This is a genomic window from Microbulbifer maximicatervae (SeqCode) (assembly GCF_052468155.1).
This window is the reverse complement of sequence record NZ_CP174335.1, coordinates 553,503-575,671: the sequence shown is the minus strand read 5'-3', so window position 1 is coordinate 575,671 and position 22,169 is coordinate 553,503. Positions and strand designations below refer to the sequence as shown.

Genomic DNA, 22,169 nt, shown 5'->3' with positions numbered 1-22,169 from the left:
GATGATTCTTTTTAAGGCGATTGATATCTGTGTAAATAGCAGGGCTTACATCTATCGTTGCAGTACTAATTGACTATGTGATGACAAGCTTAAAAAAAATGTCACGTAAAGTTCATAGCGGCCTTCTAGTCTGCGTCCAATTCAATAAGCCACCGGCAAAGTGGGAGTGGGACGCAATGAAATACAGAACTTCAGGCTTGCGGTTACTGGGAATGCCATTGGCGGCTCTGGCGACTGCCATCATTAGCGCGAATACTGTCGCAGAGAATGACCAGGCTATGGAAACTGTGACAGTTACTGCTCAGGCGAGTAATGCGCGCAGCGATTTGGATCGGCAGCGCGATGCCAATAAAGTCGTAGCGGTGCAAACATCTGATGCGATCGGTGAACTCCCCGATGCCAATGTCACGGAAGCGTTACAGAGGATGCCGGGGGTATTTATTGCAAGGGATCAGGGCGAAGGTCGTTTTGTCGGGGTTCGGGGTATAGACCCAAATTTGAATGCGGCGACAATTAACGGAGTGAGCCTGCCGGCACCGGAAACAAACACTCGGGCGGTAGCCCTGGACGTTATTCCATCGGACTTATTGGCGAGTTTGGAGGTGTTTAAAACGCTTACGCCAGATATGAGCGCAGATTCTATTGGCGGTGCCATTGAGATCAAAAGTCTGAATGCCCTGGATTATGACAGCAATCGCTACAAGTTCAGCGTAGAGAATAGTTACAGTGAGCTGCAGGAAGAGTACAGCCCCAAAGTGGCTGCGACCATGACCAATATTTTTGAACTTGCTGGCGAGCGCCGTCTTGGGGTGGCCCTGGCGCTAAGTCACCAGGAGCGGGATTTTGGCTCAGATAATATTGAGACTGACGGTAGCTGGGAAGAGCTGACGGCTGAAGATGGCTCTGTCGCTAAGGGCGCGACCGAAATAGAACATCGAGATTACAGCATTACCAGGGAGCGCACAGGCGTTGCTGCCAACTTCGACCTGGACCTGGGCAGTGACTCCAGTATCTATCTCCACAGCTTGTACTCCGATTTTTCTGATCAGGAAATTCGCCAGCGCAATTCCTGGAAACTCGATGATGAGCGCGATGAGCCGGAGACTATTTCAGCCAACTCGGCAGAATGGGAAGAGGCCGCGTTGGAGAAGTCCCTGAAGGACCGCCTGGAAGAACAGGAAATTATTTCTGCGGTATTTGGTGGCGAGCATGATTTTGAGCAATGGGGATTGTCCTATGCCTTGGGATATTCCCATGCAGAGGAATCTGAACCCAATCGACGCGATACCGATTTTGTCTTGGACTCCCTGCGTTTGGGGTATGTTGAAGCTGGTGATACTCCCCGTATGGCGGTGGGAAGTGAGGATGTTGAAGCAGTATTGGACCCGGCCAGTTATCAACTCGATGAGTTGGTCATTGAAGATAACTTTACTGAAGATGAAGAAATTAGCTTCCGTATTGATATCAGTAGAGAAATTGATTGGGCTGGCAATCCTTCAGTAGTTAAATTCGGATTACATGAGCGTCAGCGAGAAAAGGCTGGTGACTTAAATGCGACTGTATATGAAGGGTTTGGTGGGGATTACACTCTGGCGGACTTTTCTCGCAATAGTATCGATTATGGTTTGGATGCATTTGGACCTGGCGTCAATGTTGGAAGCCTGAATAGTTTTATCAATGCTAACCTCAGTGATTTTGACATAGATGAGACGGAGACCGCTTTGGCATCCGCCCGTGACTACGCAATGAATGAAGACATCACGGCCTTGTATGTGATGAATTCTATTGAGTTGGATCGCTCCCAGCTGGTTTTTGGGGTTCGCTATGAGCGCACCGAATTTACTGCTGAAGGAGTGAATGTGGCAGAGTCGGAAGAGCCCCTGCCGGGTGCCGATTTAATTGCAGAAGAGGTTTATGCCACTAAGGTTAACTACGAGCGGGACTACGACAATTTCTTCCCCAGTATTAATTACAAGTTTGATTACAACGATAATGTTGTTCTCCGTGCAGCTTATTCGGAGTCCTTATCGCGTCCATCATTTGGCTATTTGAACCCCTCTCCGGCCAAAATTGAATACGATGATGGGGAACTGGAGGTTGAAGCTGGAAATCCAGAATTAGACCCTTATGAATCCCGCAATATCGACCTCTCTGCCGAATACTATGCGGACGACCTGGGTATGTTCTCTGTGGGACTTTTCCATAAGAGTATCGATAACTTTATTGTTATGTCTGAGGTTTCCAGTAATACCGATTTTACCCGTTTTGTAGGGAATTTAGCGGTTGATGATGCTGAAGTATGGCAACCGATTAACGGAGACAACGCCCGTATCAGCGGTGCCGAACTGGCCTGGACCCAAGGTTTTGAAAATGGGTTCTTACTCAGGGCTAATGCAACATTAACCGATTCAGAAGCTGATCTGGGTCTCAATAGCAGTGATCGCAGTGACAAAATATCTATGCCTTCCCAGGCGGATTTTGTCGGCAACTTTATTGTAGGCTATGAACGCGATGCCTTTAGTATGCGCCTGTCAGCAGCTTTCCGCAGTGAACGCCTGCTGGAAGTAGACCTTGAAAATGAGGTCAATGACCGCTACGAAGAAGACCATTTGCAATTGGATTTGTCGGCCCGCTACCGCTTTGATAATGGCCTTCAACTCACTTTTACTGGGGTTAACCTCACGGATGAGCCTTACTATGTTCACACGTCTGGGTTTAATGGTCAGTACGAAGAATACGGTCCGACTTATGCGATTGGGTTGAGCTACAGCACTTTCTAAAATTTTAACTGGAATTTTTTGGTTAGTGTAAATTCTTACCTTGATAAAGCCCCTGCAATATTGTGGGGGTTTTGTTTTTTGCAAAAGTAATATTTTCTGTTATTTTCCGGTAAATCCTGAGCAGGTTTTATTATGCGTTTTTCAATAGTGGGTGTTTTGTCCTGCCTTATATTACTGGGATGCGATCTTGAAAAGGGTAGTCAAAGATTATCTTCGCAAAAGATCATATCTTTAAAGGGGGTGATAGCTGAACAGATTCAGCTGGTCAGTTTCCTTGAGCAGCAATACTTGTTGCTATCCAGTAAAGATAAGGGGCTGGTGCTTGTAGATGATTCCGCAGAAATACAAGTTCAAAAGGATGGCAGAGTAGAGGCACTTGTAATTCAGCCAAGAGAAGATGGTAGCTACCTGGTGGCCGCTTACGAAGAGCAGGAAGCAGAATTACATCTATATCAATTATTTACTGATCTAAACGATGATTTGCAGCTTCAACTTTTAGGAAAGCTTGAGAGTGCCAAGCCTGTGAGCGCACTCTGTTTTTCACTACAAGCAGGAAGAGATCACCTGTTTGCCATTGGAGAGGACGGACTGGGATTTGAGTACCTGCTTTCTCCCAGTGATGAGCACTGGGACTTTACCGAGATCCGCCCAATATATTTGGGGGAGGAGGTTAATAGTTGTAGCGTGGATAACCGTCGGGGGCGATTACTGGTATCACAGCCGCCTATAGGGATATTGGCATTGAATGCCGATGCAGAGCGAGATGAGGAGCGTGAGTTTTTAATCTCGGCGAAACAGCTCGGTGATGATTTCGGCAGCTTGCAACTGGATTATCAGCAGGACCAAATCTGGATTGCTGTGGAACAGGGAGTACAAGTTTTCGACTTGTCAGGAAGTGGTAGGCCCGACCAGTCTTGGACATTGCCTGCAGAAAGTCCTGCCTCTATTGCAGTTTTTGGTGATAGGTTGGCCGTGCTAAATGATAAGCAGAGTGAAATAACCTATTTCCCGATAAATAACAAGCTGACCAGCGTTACAGATAATCCGCTTGAAATTATTCCCACTGTTGCCGCCAGGGGACAAACTGACCCCGTTCACTCTTATGGTGATGCTGCTGATGATCCCGCTATTTGGGTGAACTCTCATTCGCCGGCAAACAGCCTGATTTTTACTACAGATAAAAAAAAGGGGCTCAATGTCTATCATCTGTCCGGCGGGTTAAAACAGCATTTTCCCGTGGGCAGGGTCAATAATGTCGATATCCGTAAAATTTCCCACCCTAATATTGATGCGATTGCCGTTGCCTCTAATCGTACTAATCCCGGTTTGGATCTATTTGCTATCAGTGCAATGGGCGAAGTGGAGCACCTGGGATACCGGGGTATAGGGCTTGGTGATCCCTATGGCTTGTGCCTGCAACAGGACGATAGTGGGCTTTATGCCTGGGTTTCTGATAAGGAGGCCAGCTTGCATCAGCTCAAAATCAATGTCTCTGAGTCCTCCAATAAGTTTGAGATTGAGCAGGGTATCCAGTTTGATGACTATGGACAGGTTGAAGGCTGTGTTGTGGATGACCAGTTCGGAACCCTGTTTTTTGCTGAGGAGGACCGGGGGATTTGGCGGCTGGACCTAAAGTCCTTATCAGAGGCCTCTCCAGAGTTGGTGGCAGCAGTGGATGGTGAAAAGCTGGTGGCAGATATAGAGGGATTGGCACTTTATCAGGATGGCGACAAGGGCTATCTAGTGATATCCAGTCAAGGTAATGATAGCTATGTACTATTCAGCCGTAGTGGGAATGAATTTATTACCCATTTTCGGGTTGGTATGAATTCCCAGCTAGGTGTGGATGGCAGCTCGGAGACCGATGGTTTGGCCGTTACCAGTTCAGCTTTGGGTGCGGAATATCCTCAAGGTTTGTTAGTTGTTCAGGATGGGCGCAACCGAATGCCCAGCGCAGCCCAGAATTTTAAATTGGTTGATTGGAGGGATGTCAATCGTCTGTTGTCTCACTAGTGGCGCCGGGGTTTTCAGGCTGGTTTAAATTGTTAATATTGCGGGCTCTCTGAACCAAGTATACTAGAGAGCTCGCAAGTAACACTCCAACGATATCGGCGGCCAGATCAAGTAAGTCAAAAGTCCTTGAGCGAACAAATGCCTGGCTTATCTCTTCAATCAGGGCAAAGCCAAGCACTGCGATAGCACCACAGTAAACTCTAATAAAGCCGAGCTTAAAATAAGTGGCGCGGGTGGCAAGTATCAGGATAAGGCCAAAAGTACCAAACAAGACGATATGGCCTAGTTTATCGCCATAGGGGATAGCACGGACAAGGTCAAAAAATATACTATTCGATCCGGTATTGGCTAGATAGATAATCCAAAGAATAAAAAGAAAAAACAGTAGGGCTGAAGCCTTGAGAAATCTTGGCATAATACTTATTGATACAGTTTTGTTTAATCTTGTGAAGTCTAGATGTTGATTTTATCTATATCTTATGAGAGAGGAAAGAGAGGCCTTAAAAAACTGAGAGTTAACCAGATTGTGATGGCTCAGTATCAATTATTTTTGACTTGCAGTCTTCACATAGATAGACGATTCCCCTCAGATCTTGCCACCTGCATCCGCTGGTATATTCACAGCGCCGCATCTTGTTATTGCAATTACTGCAGATAGGGGGGTGTTAATTTTCTTCTGTTCCAGTTGCCAGTTAAGACCGTATAAAGTAAGTATAATCCCAAAGGTAATGGCCATTAAAAGTTCGTCATATCGTTGAGCGTAACCCGAAAGAAAAACTGAAATAATAAGTAATATAGTGAAAAATAATAGTGAAAATGTTTTAATTAATTTATGTTCATCTTTTAATCGATTTTCAAATTCTATTTTTGCTCTATAGTCTTCACTGTATTCTTTTAGATCTTTTGCTTGTAGGTTTTTTTCTTATTTTTCATTTTTTTATTGTTTGAATCGGTGAGCTGATAGCTGTTTTTCTAGGAATAATTAATGTTGAACCTTCCTTGCTTTATCAAAAGTTAATACTCCACCCCATAGTGATAGCTTCACTATCTATTTCATCCAGAAACGTATCGCCCCCAATTTTTGAAAACTGTTCCCACTCTATCCGTAGGCTCCACTTACCCCTATAGCTATAGTTAATACCAGCACCATAAGCCCAGTGGAATCCATTGCTGCTATCGGTTAATTCACCTCTGACTGGAGTTAATTGTTCTATTAAACTTCCATCTTCAAGCTGGTATAGGATAAAAACTTCACCCTTCTGAATCTCATTGGTTTCCGCGTACCAGATGCCGGTGCCAAGTTTCCCAAATAAGCTAAATGACTCTCCCAGGGGAAGATACGCCAGGGAAAATATATTGAAAAGCTGGCTATCAAAATCAGAGAAATAGTTTAAATATTCACCATCCCCATATGAGATATGGGTATCCAGCTGGTACTTATTGAAATTTTGATAGCTGGCTTCAATTGCCAGGTAAGGTGTCCATCGAATTCCTGCAAATAGTTTCCAGGCGTTATTTTTATCATCACACTGACTGAGATCCACTTGATCTAAGCTGGCGCCAATTTGTTGAACCCGCTTCTCTGCTTCGCTACACAAGTTATTGGCATGCTGGTTACCGAAAGAGATACCAGCATATTTGTGTGAGTAGAAATCGGCGCAAGTAAGGGCAGGCAAGGAAAGTAGAAAAATAATGAATAGGGGGCTAAAGCGGTTCATGGTTTGACCTTGTTTAGCTTATATGGGGGGACCGCTGAAGCTGATTTTAGAGTGAAATTTGATTAAGGCAACCACCAAAATAATAACGTCTTTTAGATTGATCGAAGGTAGGACCTACTCTATTAACTGGATTCGGCGCCTAAAGGTAGAGTTCCCAGTAATAGTTCGCGGGAACTCTATTTAATTTGTATAAAGTTATAGGTGTCAATTAACAAAATTCAAAAAAGCCGCCCTAAACCCAGTGATAGTGTTTCTGCATTGAAGTCTACTCCAGTGGGCTCCAGTTTCTCCCACTCCAGTCTCCAAATCCAGTGATTCCTATAGATATAATTCATGCCGACCCCAACACCCCAGTGAGGGCCTTTGTGGTTTTGGGACTTGTCTTTATCGAGCGTCTGAAGTTGTGTTGTGAATTGTCCATTGGATAATTGCTGGGGGATATAAAATTGAGCGGATTGTTGCTCTGATAATTTTCCTCTCCAAGCTCCAGCCCCGACTCTGGCAAACATATTTATATTGGAGTTAACAGGATAAAAACCCAATAAAAAGGCGGTCAATAAATGTGTCTCAACCTGGTATGCAGCCTTTGCATACTCTCCATTTTCATTATTGGTATAAAAGCTGCTTTGCGCAGCTGAAGGTTTTAGATAGCTGATTTCAAGGGCGAGGTATCTGTTCCAGCGCAAGCCGCCATAAAACTTAATCGTACTGCCGCTACTATTGCAATGAAAGCGTCCGTCTGTAGATCCTTGAGGAATCTGTGATTTTATCCGGGGGTTTGCAGATGAGCAAAATTGAGGATAAGAGGTTTCACCGAGGGTAGCCCCAATATATTTCCTGTTGGCAAAGTCAGCGCTGGTATTTGTAGCGAAAGTGAATATAAGGCTGGAAAACAAACTTGTTTTTACGGTGGTCTTAAAATTATTCATGATCTGTCCTGTGCTTTGTTTATTTTTATTTCAAGCACAGTAAAGCTAGATCAGGGCTTTTACTTCACAAGTCATTGGCGTGAGGGCCTTTAGGTATCAGGCCCTGTATTCAAAGTCAGAGTAAGCAGTTGGCTGTTAATTTCTAAATGCCAAGCTTTGCTCGCATCTCCGAGAGTCTTTTCGAATTTTCTTCCTTGGAAAGTGGTGAGCCGGGGTTTTCCTCCAGCTTTAATTGCTCTGGAGCGGTTAGTTTTTCTCCCCCCAGGACTCGTTCACATATTTTTCGATAGTGCTCAGCAAAGACTGGGTAGGCGATAGACTCGGGGTTATTGGCAAGAAAAAACCAGTTGGATTCCCGCCCTGCGTGATAGATCGCTAAGTGGCTCCAGTTGTAATTGGTTTTGGGGCTGGGGGCATTGCAGGCTTCGCGATAGGCGGCGCGTGCTTCCGGTAAACCACTCTCCCCAGCGGCGCACAGCTGCAGCATTTTATGTACGGTGGGCAGGTACTCGCTTTGCAGGATCGCTCGCTTGGCACCCTGCATTATATCCTGGGGAGCGAAAGCAAGCAGGGCCTCCAGCCAGAGGCGCTTGGCGTGGTGAAGGGTTTCAGTGTCGGGAAACGCTGCGCTGAACTGATTATGATAATTCAGTTTAAACAGCGCAAATACTTCATTGATTGCGCGCTTCTTTTCGTTCAGCAGTTCATGGCCCTGTTCACTACCAGTTTGTGTCTGTGAGTATGTCGCCGATTGACCGGTCGCGGGTGCGCTGGTTGGTGTTGTTGTGGGAGTCTTGTGGATTGCCATAAGAGTTTCCTATTGCCAGTTTGTTGCGCTCCGCCCACTGGTGGCGCGCGTGACGCACAAATACGGCGTCCCAGCTTTTACGTGCGGCATTTTGACCGCGCCAGTAAATAATAAATTCTGGAACCAGGGATAGAGCGAAGTCGCGATCTATCTCGCATTGGTTCATCAAATGACTCAGGCAGTCACCACTGGGCTGCCAGTTGCGGGAGATGGGTTTGGCCACCGGGTTTTTCTCAATACCCTGGCAGTAATAGGCCCACTCTTCCCGCGCATACTCGATAAACAGTTCACCCCAGCGGGCACTGTGGCCACCGCGCTCGGTCCATTTATAAATGAATTCCGGCAGCAATTCGGCAGCAAAGCGCGGATTGATGGCCAGGCGCTGTAACTGCTCCCAGGTGTGCTCGCTGGGCTGCCAGTCGCGGGACATAGCAGTGGGCTTGCGCTTTTCGATAAATGGCGTGTCCTGCTTTTCCCAGTCTTCCATAATCCAGTCATTGAACTCCAAATCCCAGGAAATGGACTGCTTGCCACTGGAGCGGTGGTAATCGAGAAAGCGCTGTAGGCCGCGACCGACAAAAGTGCTGGGGACTCCCTCGTCCGCCAGCTTGCGCAGGGTCTCATCGCTGGGTTGCCAGCCGTTGGGCAGTGGCTGTTTGCGCTGAGCCGTTGCGCGAAAAGCCTCCCACTTGCTTTTAACCTGGCGCAGGAACAGGGAGCCAAAGGAGTGACGGGGCTCGGCGCGCTCGCGCCAGTAAGTGACAAACTCCGGCAATTGCTCCCTTACAAAGTGCTCGGGAATACCCAGTTGGGCGATACGTGCCATGGTTTCACTATCCGGCTGCCAACTGGGGGCAATAGTGTTGGCATTGCGGTTGGACGGGGTAGGGGGTGTTGCCACCGGGCGCTTGTACTCACCGGGCAGGGCGAACTTCAGAATCTCACTACTGCCGAATGGTGCCGCCCCCAGCAGAAGGGCACCCTGGTTGCGCAAGCTGGTGGCTACCCGCTGGATATCCGCTGCCTGCCAGAAGGGCAGCAGCAGATATAGCTGCTCCCCCTCGGCGGTATACCAATCCCGGCCTCCGTAGGGCTCCAGGGGAAGGAATGGAGCCAGGTCGCCAAGTGCAGTGAGCAGCACAGCTTCCTCCAGGCCGACAGTGGCAGCCAGAGAAGGAGAGATACTCAGGGGTCTTTCGGGAAGCAGGGGATGTGTCATGGCGCGATAATAACATTCCGGCGCATCGCATGCGCGATCATTGGCGAATCCTCAGCCTTTTCCCGCCCCTGGTGCCAGCCACTAAGCTGAAGGATGAATTGACTGCGAAATTTCGGCGGGCGGTGCGCTGCCAACTGTTGCCTTCCCCTAGCGGTAAGGTTGTAACTTTGTCGCTGTAATTGGTGTTGCGGGAGAGCAAGATGACGAAGGAGCAACAATCTGCGCCAACGGTGTTCCGTTTGAGTGGAGTCAATTGTGCCGGTTGTATCAACAAAATTGAGACTGCGGTTAAGGCCGTAGCCGGGGTGACTGATGCCCGGGTAAACCTGTCCGATAAAATCCTGTCGGTATACGGCCCGGCAGAGGCTGAATCCTGTATCGAAGCCGTCCGAGGCGCGGGCTACGGCGCTGAACTCCTGCGAAGTAGTGAACGAGAGCAGCGCGCGGAACAGCGGGAGCAGACACAGCGGCACTACCGACAGCAGTTGTGGCGCTCGGCATTTGCTTTGGGCGTGGGCGTGCCAATGATGGCCTGGGGGCTGATCACCGACAAGGTATCGGTGAATACCCCGGTGGAGCAGCTGGCCTGGGGTGTTATGGGACTGATTACCCTGGCGGTGCTGGTCTTCTGTGGCGGCAACTTCTTCAGTGGTGCCTGGAAGGCACTGCGTCACCACAATGCCACTATGGATACGCTGGTGGCATTGGGCACGGGAACGGCCTGGCTCTTTTCTATGATCGTGGTATTGGTTCCCCATCTCTTACCGGAAGCGGCACGACATGTGTACTTCGAGGCCAGTGCCATGATTATTGGCCTGATCAGCCTCGGCCAGGCACTGGAGATTCGGGCGCGCGGGCGCACTAGTGCCGCAGTGGAGAAGCTGTTAGAGCTCCAGGATACATCCGCGCGGGTATTGAGAGATGGCCGAGAGGTGGACCTGCCTATCGAGCAGGTGCAGCAGGGAGACCAGCTGCGCGTCCGCCCCGGCGAGAAAATTCCGGTGGATGGCACTGTGCTTGAAGGGCGCAGCCTGGTGGATGAGTCCATGCTCACCGGGGAACCAGTGCCGGTGAAAAAGGCGGAGGGTGACAGCCTCGCCGCCGGCACCCTAAATAAAAATGGCAGCCTGTTGTTTCGCGCAGATAAAGTGGGTTCCGACACCCGCCTCGCGCAGATTATCGAGATGGTAAAGAATGCCCAGAGCTCCCGGGTACCTATCGCGCGCTTGGCGGACAAGATATCCGGTATCTTTGTGCCAGTGGTGATGATTATTGCCCTGGTGGCCGCACTGGTTTGGTTCAACTTGGGCCCCGATCCTCGGGTTGCCCATATGTTAGTAGTACTGACTTCGGTGCTGATTATCGCCTGTCCCTGTGCCTTGGGGTTGGCGACTCCCATGTCGGTTATGGTGGGGGTGGGCAAAGGTGCCGAGTATGGTGTACTGGTGCGCAACGGCAAGGCCCTGCAACAATCCTGCACTCTGGATGTCCTGGTTGTGGATAAAACCGGGACTCTCACCGAGGGTTCTCCGCGTCTGACAGATATCGATAGTGATGGCGACAGCGATGAACTGCTGCGCTTGGTGGCGAGCCTGGAGCAGGGCTCAGAGCACCCCTTGGCCGAAGCCATAGTGACGGCTGCTCACGAAAAAAACCTTGAATTGCAGTCTCCAGCTAACTTTGAGGCCATCACAGCTCACGGTGTGAGTGGTGACATCGGTGGCAGTCGCGTGCTGTTGGGGAATACCAAGTTAATGCAAAAGGAAGCCATTTTCCTGGATGCCTGGAGTGAGCGGGCAGCCACGTTGGCTACGGCGGGGCGCACGGTGATGTACGCCGCCGTGGACGGCAAGTTGCGGGGGATTATTGCCGTAGCCGATCCGATTCGCGCTGATGCGCAAGCTGCTATCGAGCGACTGAGCAAACTGGGTTTACGCATTGAAATGCTTACCGGGGACAATCACGGCAGTGCCGAAGCGGTTGCCCGGCAACTGGGCATCGATCGGGTTCACGCAGAACTATTGCCGGAAGATAAAGAGGGGATCGTCGCTGAATTACAAAAAAAAGGCGAGCGAGTGGGTATGGTGGGTGACGGGATTAACGATGCCCCGGCCCTGGCGCGGGCCGATGTGGGCTTTGCGATAGGTGCCGGTACCGATGTTGCTATTGAGAGCGCCGATGTCACCCTAATGCGCTCCTCCCTGCACGGGGTCGCCAATGCCGTGGAGTTGTCCCGGGCCACTTTGCACAACATCAAGCAAAACCTGTTTGGAGCTTTTATTTATAACACTCTGGGTATTCCCATCGCCGCCGGTGTCCTCTACCCGATTACGGGTATGTTACTGAGCCCCATTGTTGCCGGTGGTGCTATGGCGCTTTCCTCCCTGACAGTGGTCAGTAATGCCAACCGCCTGCGCTTCTTTAAACCATCGGAGGCTCGCTAAATGGCTGAAGTTCTCGTAAATATCGTCGGTGTGCTGATGATTCTGGCTGTTATCTGGTGGTTTTGGTTGGGCCCAAAAAGAAGTGCCAGTAAGGCGACGCCGAGCACGGATAATTTACAGATTCTGGTTAAGGATGGAGTTTACGAACCGGATCTTATCCGCCTGCCCGCCGGTCGCACAGCGACTTTGCATTTTCACCGGGAGGACCCAAGCCCCTGCTCCGAGTGGGTATTGTTTCCAGACTTGGAAGTCAGCGCTCAGCTTGCCCTGAATCAGGATACCTTGGTGGAAATACCAAAAGCCGAGCCGGGTGAATACCCGTTCAACTGCCAGATGCAAATGTATCGGGGCACATTGATACTGGAGTAACAGTAAATGTGATTCTCTATGGGGGTGTAATAATTCCCCGGGCCAAGACGACATAGATATAACCAATACCCCAGAGCTGCCTTTCACCTGTATGGAGAGAGGGGCTCTGGTCAGGCTGGTGACTAAGCTCTAATTTGTTAAGAGGTCGTCAACAAATGTCATTTCTTCTTCGAAAACTTCCCTTCGCCCTGGTGGCCATCGCCTTTGCGCTTATTGCGGTGGCGCTTTTTTCCGGCCAATGGGGTGGTATCAAGCGCGTATTTGAATTCTACGGTATCACTAATGAGGAAGTGCTTTCCTCTATACGTTTACTGACCGCCATTATTTTTTCAGTCGCCGCTATTTTGGGGGCACTCGCCCTTCGCTTTGAGCGGGTTATTAAGCCCTTGGCAATCCTTCTGATTCTAATATCGCTAGTGCCCCTACTGAGTCTTCTTGGCAGCGGCCATTGGATCGACTCCCTGGGCGGTTTTCCGGCAATTGGCTCAGGACAGGGGATAATTAAGTATTTTGCCCTGTTAACCTTGGGTATTACCTGGTTGTATAGGGATTCGTTGAGTCCACTAAAGCTGATATGGCTCAATTATTTCCCTGTCGGCTTGGTATTACTCTGGATTGGTGGGATGAAATTCACAGCGCTTGAGGCTGAGGGGATTGAAGGCCTGGTAAGCACTTCGCCACTGATGTCGTGGTTATACAGTCTATTTAGCGTGCAGGTGGCCTCAAATCTTATCGGTATATATGACTTGATTGCGCTGGCTATCCTCGCCTTGGGTATTTATATCCGGCAGCTGTTTTGGCCGGGACTATTGCTTTGTGCCGCAGTATTTATAACAACCCAGACCTTCCTCTACTCCTATCCAGGCAGTTGGGTAGCTCCCTGGCAACTTAGCTCCAGCGGTATTTTTATTATTAAAGATCTGTGGTTTATCGCAAACCTGATATTAATCTTGGGCTTTAGAAACTCCATGATTAAATCTTAAAACTGATGGGGTCAAAGAGTTGCTCTGAGGCCCCCAAAATGCCAGCTTTGATACATTGGGAATACTATTTGTAAGTTATCGAAAGGTGGCATTTTCTGTGGGCTCAGGGATATCTGGCCGGCGTGAATTCAGTGAAGTGAAAGCTTTAAAAAACTAATATTTTTAATTTTCAATGGAAAACCCTCTGCCCGATTAGTTACAGAAGAAGTATTGGCCGTTGTTTTCTAGATTTTTTCTGTTTCTATTTTGTCGTGGGTGCACCGTGTTTTTTTGCCGGTAAGCGATAGGTGGAGTTAGTTAGGGTTTCATATTGAGTTTCGGAAGGGCTTAAGTGTGAAATTCATAGTTCTTCCATATTTTGTTTTTATATTTTTATAAGCGGTATATTCGGATTTATACCTGACTGCCCTTGCTGGAATAAAATACCACTAAATGTCGATTTTATTGATGTTATGTTGCATTAATTAACTGAAATTGTGGTTTTATTTTTTGTTTTAGATCGTAATTTTTCTATTTTGTAAGAGATTATTTTGTCATTGTTTATGTTTTTATTTTTGTGTTTGTATGGAACTTTTAATGGGATGGTATTTATTAAAAATTAGACTTATCTTTCGGTGACATGCTGAAAGTTGTTTATTTAAATTATAAAAATAATAGGAACCGTGCCAATTAGTGGCGGTCCATAACTCTGTTGCTAGCGTTGCAGGATTTACATCCTCTAAAAGTAAAAATTTGTGTTCAGCTGGGGAAGGAAGTTGAGCGCAAAGTAATAAATGGGCAGAGATATGATTCTACGTAAGAAAAAATTAGCATCCGTATTTAAACAACCGATAGTCAATCGCACATTAATGGCAGTGGTATTAGCCGGTGCCAGTTCTAATGCTTTCAGTCATGGTTATGTTGAGGCCGCTGACGGTGGTGTAGCTTCTGCGCGTGGTACCCTGTGTAAATACGCATTAGATACCGGTGAAATGAATTTGAATTGTGGCGCAGTTCAGTGGGAGCCACAGAGTATTGAAGGTCCTGAAGGCTTTCCCGATAGCGGCCCTGCCGATGGGCAAATTGCCAGTGGAGGAAGCAGTGCCTGGTCTGAGCTTAATGAACAGACATCTGATCGCTGGGTAAAAAATTATATTAGCTCCGGTTGGCAAACCTTCAAATGGTACTTCACCGCCAACCATGTAACTCGTGATTGGAAATACTATATTACTAAAGAAGATTGGAATCCGAATTCAGTCTTGACTCGCGATCAATTTGATCTCGACCCATTCTGTGAGATAGATGGCAATTATGAACAGCCAGATGTAAATACAACTCACGAGTGTCAGGTGCCGGATCGCGAGGGCTATCATGTAATTCTGGCTGTTTGGGATGTGGGTGATACGGTTAACGCTTTCTACAATGTTATCGATGTAGAATTCGATGGCGATAATGTCACTAATACCGAATGGAGCGCTGCGGGTACCATCAATCCGGCGCAGGACTTGAACGTTGGCGATAAAGTATATACCCGCGTATTTGATGGCTCAGGTGAAAACTCGTCTTACAGCACTGTTTTGGAAATTGCCTCCGAAGAGCAGGGCATCGCTGAAAACTGGTCACACGATTTGGCTGAGTTGATTAATGCAGAGCAGACCGATATCCGCGCCGGTGATTTCGATGGTGATAACAGCTTTGAGCCTCTGTACGGTATCAACCGCATTTATCTAAAAGATGGCAGTGGCCTGGAAAATGTCGAGATCGGTTACGAGTTGAGCGAAGAAGAGCCCAACTATGAAGTAACGGTAAGTGGCCTTGAAAGTGAATACACAATTACAGGCGGTGCTATTTCTCTAGACTTGGCTCTCAGTGCTACGGGAGATGTCAGCGTTGAGGTTACAGTGGTAAATCATGGCGGTGATACTCTATCAAGCTATAGCAATAACATTGATGATGGTGATACTGCCAGTACTAGCTTGACTCTCTCAGAGACTGTAGCAGGGCACCATATGGTTGTAGTGGTGGTAAAAGATCGCGATGGCAACATGGTTGATCAAAATACCCTGAACTTCTATCTGGTTGAAGATACCTCAGATGATGACTCCTCTAATGGGGATGATGACTCCTCGAACGGCGACGACGATAGCTCGAACGGCGATGACGACGCTTCTAATGGTGACGACGATAGCTCCAACGGCGATGACGACACCTCTAATGATGACGACGATACTTCAAACGGAGACGATGATAGCTCCAATGACGATGACCAATCCTCGAGTGATCAGGATTATGATTATGTCTTCCCTAGAGGCCATAGAAACTATGCTGCGGGCACCAAAGTCCTGGGTCGTGACGGTAATGTCTACGAGTGTAAGGACTCTGCTTACTCCCACTACTGTAAGGAAGTAAAAAGAGGTGCAATACAGTTCGAGCCAGGTGTTGGTGGGAACTGGGAGATACTTTGGGAAAGACTGTAATTTATTCCCGATAAAATAAAAAAGGCCCCTTTTGGGGCCTTTTTTGTTGGTAAATTAGTAGGTGAAAAATGGCCTCTTAGGGCAGCGATTCAAGCCTGGTAATAACTTAAAAACATCGCAGCGGTGCGCTCGGCCAGCGCCTCTTGCTCAACGGAGCTCGGTGGACCGGAAAGTTGGAGTAACTGAGGCCAGTAGCAACCGCCTTTAATTAAGTTATGAATCTGCCCACTGGCGACCTCTATGTCGAGAGACTTTAGTCGGCCGTCAGCTACGGCAGATTTAATCCAGCGCTGCACCCCGGTTTCATGGGCCTTATATTTTTCCATTTCCTTCTGTAGTGCTTCCGGCTGGTGGAAGAAGTAGTCGAAGGCCATGCGGTTAAGCTCAATATACTGCGGGTTGCAGATCGTTTTTATTTCCTGCTCTAACAGTGTGCGGAGTTGTGATTGCATATCACTATCCGGGTTGTAGTCACAACCGGAGGGCTGGGTGGCCTGCTGCCAGAGTTCACCGATCAAATACATCACCAGGGCTTCTTTACTGGAGAAGTGGTTGTACACGGTGCGTTTTGATACCTGTGCTCGGGCTGCCAGCTCGTCCATACTCGTGCCCTGCACTCCCAGCTCCTGAAAAGCCTGCTTGGCGGCATCAATAATAGCTTGGCGTTTCAGCTCACTTCTGGTTGGTTTCTTTTCAGTCATGGGTATCTCTGTGAAATCTGGGCCGGGGGATTCCATTGCCGGCGAGTTACTTCTTACGCAAATTTTACACTATATAGTTTACTTTCATATAGTTAGTTTATACACTGCACTGTATAGTTTACATGGTAAGTGAAATGAAGAAGCGCTGGTGGATTCTGGCAGGAGTGATTGTTATGTCGGTAGGTCTCTTTGGTAGCTGTACAAATCAACCCGAGAAGTTCCGCAACAGTGATACGGACTACAAAGTCAGTAGTGGCGGTATAGTTGAGATGATCGGCGCCTACATTAAGGCGGATCGTGCAGCCCCCGCACCGGTGAAGCCTATTCCATTGCGACAGATTCCCGCTGCGGAGCTGGCTGCCCCAGTCGCTGAGAGTGCCGTATATCGCCTCGGGCACTCCACAGTACTGATTCGAATGGATGATCAGTATGTTTTGACAGATCCGGTATTTAGCAAGCGGGCATCCCCGGTTCAGTGGATGGGCCCGAAGCGCTTTCATCCATTGCCCATAGAGATTCGAGACTTGCCTTCGATTAAAGCGGTCGTTATCAGCCATGACCACTACGATCATTTGGACAAAAATAGTATTCGCGCACTCAAGAATAAAGTAGAGCAATTTATCGTTCCTACCGGGGTGGGAAGTCGTTTGCGTAACTGGGGAATTCCGGCCGAAAAAATTGAGGAGTTGGCCTGGTGGGAATCGTTTGCCTTGGGCAGTTTGCACTTTACCGCGACCCCGGCTCAACATTTTTCCGGGCGTGGACTAACGGATAAAGACTCAACATTGTGGGCCAGCTGGGTAATTGAAGGGCGCGAGGGCCGTATATTCTTTAGCGGTGACAGTGGCTATTTTAGTGGCTTTCGTGAAATTGGTGAGCGATTTGGTCCGTTCGACCTGACACTGATGGAAACGGGTGCTTACAACAAGCTTTGGAGTTCGGTTCATATGATGCCCGAAGAGAGTGTACAGGCACATCTCGATCTCAGAGGGCGAGCAATGTTACCTATCCACAACAGTACTTTTGATCTTGCCCTACACGATTGGTATGAACCTCTGGAGCGCGCACAGACGGCAGCCAAAGATCAGGGTGTCACTTTGGTGACGCCTATCATTGGAGAGGCTGTTCGCTTGCAATCTCCCACCACAACAAAGGCCTGGTGGAAAGATGAGATGGCTACGGATTTACGCCTGGTGAGTGAGTAGAGAGGTTCTGTGAATTTGCTATTAGTAGCTGGGTGCTGCTGGATTTAGATATCGATATGTTTTCTGTAGGCGAGCTGGAGGTAAATGCCAGCTCGTTTTTTAGTTTTCCACCATACTAAGTGCCCTTGGCCTAAGGTTCTGAAGAGCAATTATCGTCCTCTGTGATCATATGTAAAAGATAACCTGTACTCCTAACAGATATACGTCCTTCTCTAACGCAGCTTGGAAATCCGTAATTAAAAGCAGCAGTGATTACTGTGTCAGGGGTTCCTGTTGCATCACTATAATAGCCGGTAGATAAAGTGAAGCTTCCGGGATCTATTCCTTTGAAGTTGTCTATAACGTCTTTTGGTATTTCAATTGGTGTGTTATTTAGGACAAAAACAAGGTTTTTGACGGTTTTTGTAGTATTCGAAAACTCAGGTTTTAAATATACATCAAGTCTAAGAGTCCCGATTTCTGTCCGGAGAGTTTTGTAATAACTTATCCTGTCCCACCATCTTGAATTTTCCTGTGAGGTGAATGCCAACGGGGAAAAGAAAATTAGTGTGATAACTATATTTTTCATTTTTAGTATACAATTTTTAATCGTAAGCTAATTGAGCTTGAGTTCAGCTATTTGCCGATTTATCGTCGCCGTTTTGCTTTTATCCTGAATGCGAGAAATTTCTAGTGCTTTCTTCAAAACATCAGAAGCCTCTGAAATTTCATCATTCTGTTGTAACGCCTGGGCCAAACTTTGGTGGGCGTCAATAGAATTTGGTCGATATTCCACCCATCGCCTTGCAACACTGATAGCTTCTTGGATGCGACCATCCTTTAGTAACAAACTGGTGATATAGCTTAATTTGTTAACATTTCTCCAACGTGTAGCCCTGGGTAAAATAGGAAAACCGTATTTCTGTGAGAGTGATTCATAGAAATGATCGATATTTTGTAAGGCGTCACCGGGCTGGGATATCAATTCGCGATAATTTGCGGACCATTCTTCGTGGGGATAATTAAGCTCAATAGCCGTTAGCGCGGCTTTTATAAAGGCACCGTAGTGGTTTTCATTGTTAAGAACTTCTATTTTTAATTTGAGATTCTCTTTTGCGTAAGGCGATAGTTTGGTATTAATTTGACTTAAGATTTTTTCATGGCGCTTATCTTTACGCATATCACTGTCAGCCATGGCGAAATAAAAAGCACTGATCTTGTTTGATGAGGTCTGCATACTTGTGGTTATTTAATTAATAAAAGTACTCTCTGAAGTGGGCCCCATACCAAATATGTCAGCTGCAGATAAAAAGAAGTAAGACTGAAACAATCCAGGTTTGTTAGTTAGGGCGTAGAGAGGAAAGATACTGCTAGTTGAAACACCAATAATCATTCGATTGTTGAGTGCGCGGTAATTAATTTCTAAATATGGGAATAGTTCTTCAGTTAGAAATTTACTATAGGCCTCAGGGTCTCCCTGGGCGCTAAATTTCTCCTCTGCGGTATGTGTCCACATTCCATGTAGGTAGGTTTCCGGTTCATCACCACCATCATTAAGGCTGATTACAATACTTTCCGGCATACGTTCTACGCTACTTAGATGCTTTACTACCCCGGTTAAGGCGTGGAAAAATTCTTTGCCGTGAGTGCCATTAATAAAGATAACCGGGTATCTATGCTGCTTTGATGCTTGATGGAACGTTTGCGGTAAATATATGTTGATTGATATTTCACGACTCAAGATTCTGGATGAGAAAAGAAATTCATTGCCATAACTCAAGTGTTTGGTCGTGCTAACAGAAGAGTGGCTCTGTGGGCTTTCAGGTTCTGCTGATAGTCCCACACACAGTAAAGAAACTGCGATTAACAGTATTCGGGGAAAAATCATATCACCGGCATCCTTGCTGAATTTAAATTTTCTTTAAAAGGCGATTAAGATCTATTAGATGCTATGACAGATTGAGGGGGTGGTAAAGTTGGTTACAGCTGATGCGAAGTGGTACAACTTGTATAGATATAGAAGTTGGATTTTTTCAAAACCAAGCTCTAAACCCCAGTACCCATACGGTTGAGTCCACATCCTCACCTTCTTCACGGGCGAAATCAGCGGCATTGCCCACTTCCCGTTCATAGTGGACGCCAATATAGGGTGAGAATTTCTTGGTGACTTCATACATGAGCCGAAAGCCGACTTCCGCTTCCGATAAGCCAGAGCCGCTACCTCGGGCCTCATCGTTCTGCCCAAAAAAGTTCAGCTCGATACGTGGGACCAGATTCCAGTCCTGTGCCAACTTTATTTCATACTCGCCTTCCAGGCGAAATGCAGTACTGCCATGTTCTCCATAGAAAAATACTGCATCCATTTCGAATTTGTAGGGAGACTCTCCAGTAATACCCACAGCAGCCCAATTCCGGCTGGTAGTCTCCAGATTAAAATCGTGGCGAATTCCAATTAGGAAATTCCAGTTTGCTGAAATTGCCCGGCTATAGAGCGCCCAGAGTTCATTTTTTTCAGTCTCCCCACTGCTTCGCTCATAGTCGACTTCGGCAACAAACTTATTTTGCTCTCCGCCATAACTGAAGTCTCCCTCGATTTCCCCGCCGTTATCACCTCGCAGTTCCACATAGTCGAGGCTGACTTCAGCCATGGGTTCTTCTTCGTTATCCTCGCCAGAGGACTGGTAGCTGTGGTGTTGATGCTGAGGTTCTGACTGCCCATAGCTGGCCTGGGCAGCAAGTAGCCATAGTGTTGCTGCTATCCCTGAAATATTCTTAAACAATGCGCACCTCCCGATACATACCGGGCCTCTGGTAAAGCATTTGGCTGTGTAGAGCCCAGCGGCCATAGGTGTCGGCGCTGACCAAGTAACTGATGCTTGATCCGGGTTGTGCGATTACCGTGTGCTTGCGAGGTAAATACTCTCCGTCGCCGGTTTCCAACTCACTCCAAAAACCGTGTAAGTGCATGGGCTGGGGAAGCGTAGTGTCATTGACCAGGGTAATGCGCAGGCGCTCCTGGTGCCGAAATAATAATGGGCTGGCATCGCGAAACTTTTCACCATTTATTGACCAGAGATAGCGCTCATAATTGCCGGTCAGGTGTAACTGTAATTCCCGCTGTGGCTCTCGCTGATCCTGAGTAGGCTTATTGCTGCGCAAGTCGCTGTAAGTCAGTACACGGCGGTTATAGCGATGTTTATGGTTTCTGAGTCCTACACCGGGGTCAGAGATGCCGTTTGCTGGCGTCAGCGCGCGGTGATCCACCCTGAATCCGGATTCACTTGGCTGGTGAATGATAGGGCTATTACTACCGAGCCCCGCTGCAGCGAGGTTTCCGTAAAACCATCCCCCCTCAGTTGCATCGGGCAAATAGGAATGTTTTTCGGTGTGAGCAGTCTGGGTTGTTTTAAAGTGTGTGTCTGTCTCTTCGGTTTTTCTCCCTAGTCCCAGATCTTGCCGAGTGAGCACTGGGCGGTGATCCATCGCGGGAATCTCTGCGCTCAGACGTATATCACTTGTCAGTGTGCCTCGCGCATAGCCACTGCGGTCCATGGACTGCGCAAATATACTGTAGGCTTGATCACTCTCTGGCTCGACAATTACGTCATAGGTTTCGCCGCTGCCAATGCGAATTTCATCGACGCTAACGGGCTCGACATTTTGTCCATCGGCCGCCACCACCTTCATTTTCAGGCCGGGGATACGCAGGTCGAATAAGGTCATCGAAGCTGCGTTAATTAATCGCAGGCGAACCCTCTCACCAGGTTTAAATAATGCAGTCCAATTGGTATCGGGTGTATGCCCGTTAATCAGGTAGGTGTAAGTCTCGCCTGTGACCTGGGAGATATTGCGGTCGGAAAGCTGTTTCCAGTTCCATTGATGCCGGTCCCGCCAGGTTCGTGCGACACCTTTTGTACGCACTTCACGCCATAAATCTGTAGCCGTGCGCTGTTGCCGGTTGTAGTAGTTCGGGTCTTTTTTTAGATGGGTATAAATAGTTTGGGGAGATTCATCGCTCCAATCGGATAGGACAACAACATAATCCCGCTCGTAAGAAAATGGTTCTGGAGATATCGGATCAATGACTATTGCCCCAATTAGCCCCAGTTGTTGTTGAAACCCGGATTGGCTGTGATACCAATAAGTACCACTTTGGCGCAAAGGGAATCGGTAGCGAAATGTTTGCCCGGGTTGAATGCCGCTAAAGCTCAACCCCGGTTCGCCGTCCATATCGCTGGGTACCCTAACACCGTGCCAGTGTAGGGAGGATTTGTCGGGTAATTGGTTGTGGACATTCAGGGTGACGGTTTCCCCTTCCCGCCAGCGCAAAATGGGGCCCGGTAGACTGCCATTAATGGTCAGGGCTTGTCGTTCGCGCCCGGTAAGATTTACCTGGCGGTAACTGATGGATAAATCAAAGTGATTACCGCGCAGGGTTGTTGCCGAAGCTGTAGGCGAGTTTGGGCGCGAACTGTGGGATAACCCCAGCAGCAGGGCTCCCGCTCCGAGACCTGTGACGAAAGTACGCCTCGATACGGCGTCGGTGCGGAAGCTCTCTGTCATCG

At 47.9% G+C, this 22,169-nt stretch carries 18 protein-coding genes; 7 read left to right on the top strand and 11 right to left on the bottom strand.

What is annotated here, in order from left to right:
* The first annotated feature begins 176 nt into the window (after nucleotides 1–176).
* Both ACJJIY_RS02355 and ACJJIY_RS02350 read left to right on the top strand, forming a co-directional pair.
* A complete protein-coding gene (locus ACJJIY_RS02355; protein WP_444934257.1) occupies nucleotides 177–2,780 on the top strand; it encodes a TonB-dependent receptor in 2,604 nt (867 codons plus the stop codon).
* A 132-nt stretch (nucleotides 2,781–2,912) separates the two neighbouring features.
* Nucleotides 2,913–4,793: a phytase gene (locus ACJJIY_RS02350; protein ID WP_444915448.1), complete on the top strand. Its 1,881-nt coding sequence runs from the start codon at nucleotides 2,913–2,915 to the stop codon at nucleotides 4,791–4,793.
* On the opposite strand, the gene ACJJIY_RS02345 is transcribed toward ACJJIY_RS02350, so the two are convergent.
* The 5 genes from ACJJIY_RS02345 to ACJJIY_RS02325 all read right to left on the bottom strand — a co-directional run bounded on the left by ACJJIY_RS02345 (nucleotide 4,771) and on the right by ACJJIY_RS02325 (nucleotide 9,467).
* Nucleotides 4,771–5,208, bottom strand: a complete 438-nt coding sequence (locus ACJJIY_RS02345; RefSeq protein ID WP_444915449.1) for a VanZ family protein — start codon at nucleotides 5,206–5,208, stop codon at nucleotides 4,771–4,773. The two genes, ACJJIY_RS02350 and ACJJIY_RS02345, sit on opposite strands and share 23 nt — an antisense overlap.
* Before the next feature lie 592 nt (nucleotides 5,209–5,800).
* Complete coding sequence (locus ACJJIY_RS02340) at nucleotides 5,801–6,511, bottom strand: outer membrane beta-barrel protein (protein ID WP_445359005.1); 711 nt, start codon at nucleotides 6,509–6,511, stop codon at nucleotides 5,801–5,803.
* Nucleotides 6,512–6,729: 218 nt separating this feature from the next.
* Nucleotides 6,730–7,440: an outer membrane beta-barrel protein gene (locus ACJJIY_RS02335; RefSeq protein ID WP_445359004.1), complete on the bottom strand. Its 711-nt coding sequence runs from the start codon at nucleotides 7,438–7,440 to the stop codon at nucleotides 6,730–6,732.
* Nucleotides 7,441–7,582: 142 nt separating this feature from the next.
* Nucleotides 7,583–8,248 (bottom strand): replication protein P, encoded by a 666-nt coding sequence (locus ACJJIY_RS02330; RefSeq protein ID WP_445359003.1) that lies wholly within the window; start codon nucleotides 8,246–8,248, stop codon nucleotides 7,583–7,585.
* Nucleotides 8,160–9,467 (bottom strand): DnaT-like ssDNA-binding domain-containing protein, encoded by a 1,308-nt coding sequence (locus ACJJIY_RS02325; RefSeq protein WP_108734619.1) that lies wholly within the window; start codon nucleotides 9,465–9,467, stop codon nucleotides 8,160–8,162. The genes ACJJIY_RS02330 and ACJJIY_RS02325 overlap by 89 nt, the downstream gene beginning before the upstream one ends.
* Before the next feature lie 200 nt (nucleotides 9,468–9,667).
* Between ACJJIY_RS02325 and ACJJIY_RS02320 the strand changes: the two genes are divergently transcribed.
* From ACJJIY_RS02320 to gbpA, 4 genes are all read left to right on the top strand, one after another.
* Nucleotides 9,668–11,911: a heavy metal translocating P-type ATPase gene (locus ACJJIY_RS02320; RefSeq protein WP_445359002.1), complete on the top strand. Its 2,244-nt coding sequence runs from the start codon at nucleotides 9,668–9,670 to the stop codon at nucleotides 11,909–11,911.
* On the top strand, nucleotides 11,912–12,280 hold the full coding sequence (locus tag ACJJIY_RS02315; protein WP_282931156.1) for a cupredoxin domain-containing protein: 369 nt from the start codon (nucleotides 11,912–11,914) through the stop codon (nucleotides 12,278–12,280).
* 155 nt (nucleotides 12,281–12,435) lie between these two features.
* A complete protein-coding gene (locus ACJJIY_RS02310; RefSeq protein ID WP_445359001.1) occupies nucleotides 12,436–13,263 on the top strand; it encodes a DUF417 family protein in 828 nt (275 codons plus the stop codon).
* 785 nt (nucleotides 13,264–14,048) lie between these two features.
* On the top strand, nucleotides 14,049–15,719 hold the full coding sequence (gene gbpA / locus ACJJIY_RS02305; protein WP_445359000.1) for an N-acetylglucosamine-binding protein GbpA: 1,671 nt from the start codon (nucleotides 14,049–14,051) through the stop codon (nucleotides 15,717–15,719).
* Nucleotides 15,720–15,808: 89 nt separating this feature from the next.
* Here the strand turns inward: gbpA and ACJJIY_RS02300 are convergent, their stop codons facing one another.
* Nucleotides 15,809–16,420, bottom strand: coding sequence for a TetR/AcrR family transcriptional regulator (locus ACJJIY_RS02300; RefSeq protein ID WP_444896022.1), 612 nt, complete (start codon nucleotides 16,418–16,420; stop codon nucleotides 15,809–15,811).
* A 134-nt stretch (nucleotides 16,421–16,554) separates the two neighbouring features.
* Between ACJJIY_RS02300 and ACJJIY_RS02295 the strand changes: the two genes are divergently transcribed.
* Complete coding sequence (locus tag ACJJIY_RS02295; RefSeq protein WP_445358999.1) at nucleotides 16,555–17,625, top strand: MBL fold metallo-hydrolase; 1,071 nt, start codon at nucleotides 16,555–16,557, stop codon at nucleotides 17,623–17,625.
* Nucleotides 17,626–17,755: 130 nt separating this feature from the next.
* Here the strand turns inward: ACJJIY_RS02295 and ACJJIY_RS02290 are convergent, their stop codons facing one another.
* The 5 genes from ACJJIY_RS02290 to ACJJIY_RS02270 form a co-directional block, all read right to left on the bottom strand.
* Entirely contained in the window at nucleotides 17,756–18,193 is a 438-nt protein-coding gene (locus ACJJIY_RS02290; protein WP_445358998.1) for a hypothetical protein, read from the bottom strand.
* A 27-nt stretch (nucleotides 18,194–18,220) separates the two neighbouring features.
* Entirely contained in the window at nucleotides 18,221–18,841 is a 621-nt protein-coding gene (locus ACJJIY_RS02285) for a tetratricopeptide repeat protein (protein WP_445358997.1), read from the bottom strand.
* A gap of 12 nt (nucleotides 18,842–18,853) precedes the next feature.
* Complete coding sequence (locus ACJJIY_RS02280; RefSeq protein ID WP_445358996.1) at nucleotides 18,854–19,492, bottom strand: alpha/beta hydrolase-fold protein; 639 nt, start codon at nucleotides 19,490–19,492, stop codon at nucleotides 18,854–18,856.
* 145 nt (nucleotides 19,493–19,637) lie between these two features.
* Entirely contained in the window at nucleotides 19,638–20,384 is a 747-nt protein-coding gene (locus tag ACJJIY_RS02275) for a copper resistance protein B (RefSeq protein ID WP_445358995.1), read from the bottom strand.
* Entirely contained in the window at nucleotides 20,377–22,167 is a 1,791-nt protein-coding gene (locus ACJJIY_RS02270) for a copper resistance system multicopper oxidase (RefSeq protein ID WP_445358994.1), read from the bottom strand. The genes ACJJIY_RS02275 and ACJJIY_RS02270 overlap by 8 nt, the downstream gene beginning before the upstream one ends.
* Nucleotides 22,168–22,169 lie beyond the last annotated feature (2 nt).

Bases quoted from the DNA above. Each gene is read 5' to 3' on its own strand.
- ACJJIY_RS02330 (WP_445359003.1), bottom strand. From the start codon at position 8,248: ATGGCAATCCACAAGACTCCCACAACAACACCAACCAGCGCACCCGCG.
- ACJJIY_RS02345 (WP_444915449.1), bottom strand. From the start codon at position 5,208: ATGCCAAGATTTCTCAAGGCTTCAGCCCTACTGTTTTTTCTTTTTATT.
- ACJJIY_RS02310 (WP_445359001.1), top strand. From the start codon at position 12,436: ATGTCATTTCTTCTTCGAAAACTTCCCTTCGCCCTGGTGGCCATCGCC.
- ACJJIY_RS02290 (WP_445358998.1), bottom strand. From the start codon at position 18,193: ATGAAAAATATAGTTATCACACTAATTTTCTTTTCCCCGTTGGCATTC.
- ACJJIY_RS02300 (WP_444896022.1), bottom strand. From the start codon at position 16,420: ATGACTGAAAAGAAACCAACCAGAAGTGAGCTGAAACGCCAAGCTATT.
- ACJJIY_RS02355 (WP_444934257.1), top strand. From the start codon at position 177: ATGAAATACAGAACTTCAGGCTTGCGGTTACTGGGAATGCCATTGGCG.
- ACJJIY_RS02295 (WP_445358999.1), top strand. From the start codon at position 16,555: ATGAAGAAGCGCTGGTGGATTCTGGCAGGAGTGATTGTTATGTCGGTA.
- gbpA (WP_445359000.1), top strand. From the start codon at position 14,049: ATGATTCTACGTAAGAAAAAATTAGCATCCGTATTTAAACAACCGATA.
- ACJJIY_RS02350 (WP_444915448.1), top strand. From the start codon at position 2,913: ATGCGTTTTTCAATAGTGGGTGTTTTGTCCTGCCTTATATTACTGGGA.
- ACJJIY_RS02285 (WP_445358997.1), bottom strand. From the start codon at position 18,841: ATGCAGACCTCATCAAACAAGATCAGTGCTTTTTATTTCGCCATGGCT.
- ACJJIY_RS02315 (WP_282931156.1), top strand. From the start codon at position 11,912: ATGGCTGAAGTTCTCGTAAATATCGTCGGTGTGCTGATGATTCTGGCT.
- ACJJIY_RS02340 (WP_445359005.1), bottom strand. From the start codon at position 6,511: ATGAACCGCTTTAGCCCCCTATTCATTATTTTTCTACTTTCCTTGCCT.
- ACJJIY_RS02270 (WP_445358994.1), bottom strand. From the start codon at position 22,167: ATGACAGAGAGCTTCCGCACCGACGCCGTATCGAGGCGTACTTTCGTC.
- ACJJIY_RS02280 (WP_445358996.1), bottom strand. From the start codon at position 19,492: ATGATTTTTCCCCGAATACTGTTAATCGCAGTTTCTTTACTGTGTGTG.
- ACJJIY_RS02320 (WP_445359002.1), top strand. From the start codon at position 9,668: ATGACGAAGGAGCAACAATCTGCGCCAACGGTGTTCCGTTTGAGTGGA.
- ACJJIY_RS02325 (WP_108734619.1), bottom strand. From the start codon at position 9,467: ATGACACATCCCCTGCTTCCCGAAAGACCCCTGAGTATCTCTCCTTCT.
- ACJJIY_RS02335 (WP_445359004.1), bottom strand. From the start codon at position 7,440: ATGAATAATTTTAAGACCACCGTAAAAACAAGTTTGTTTTCCAGCCTT.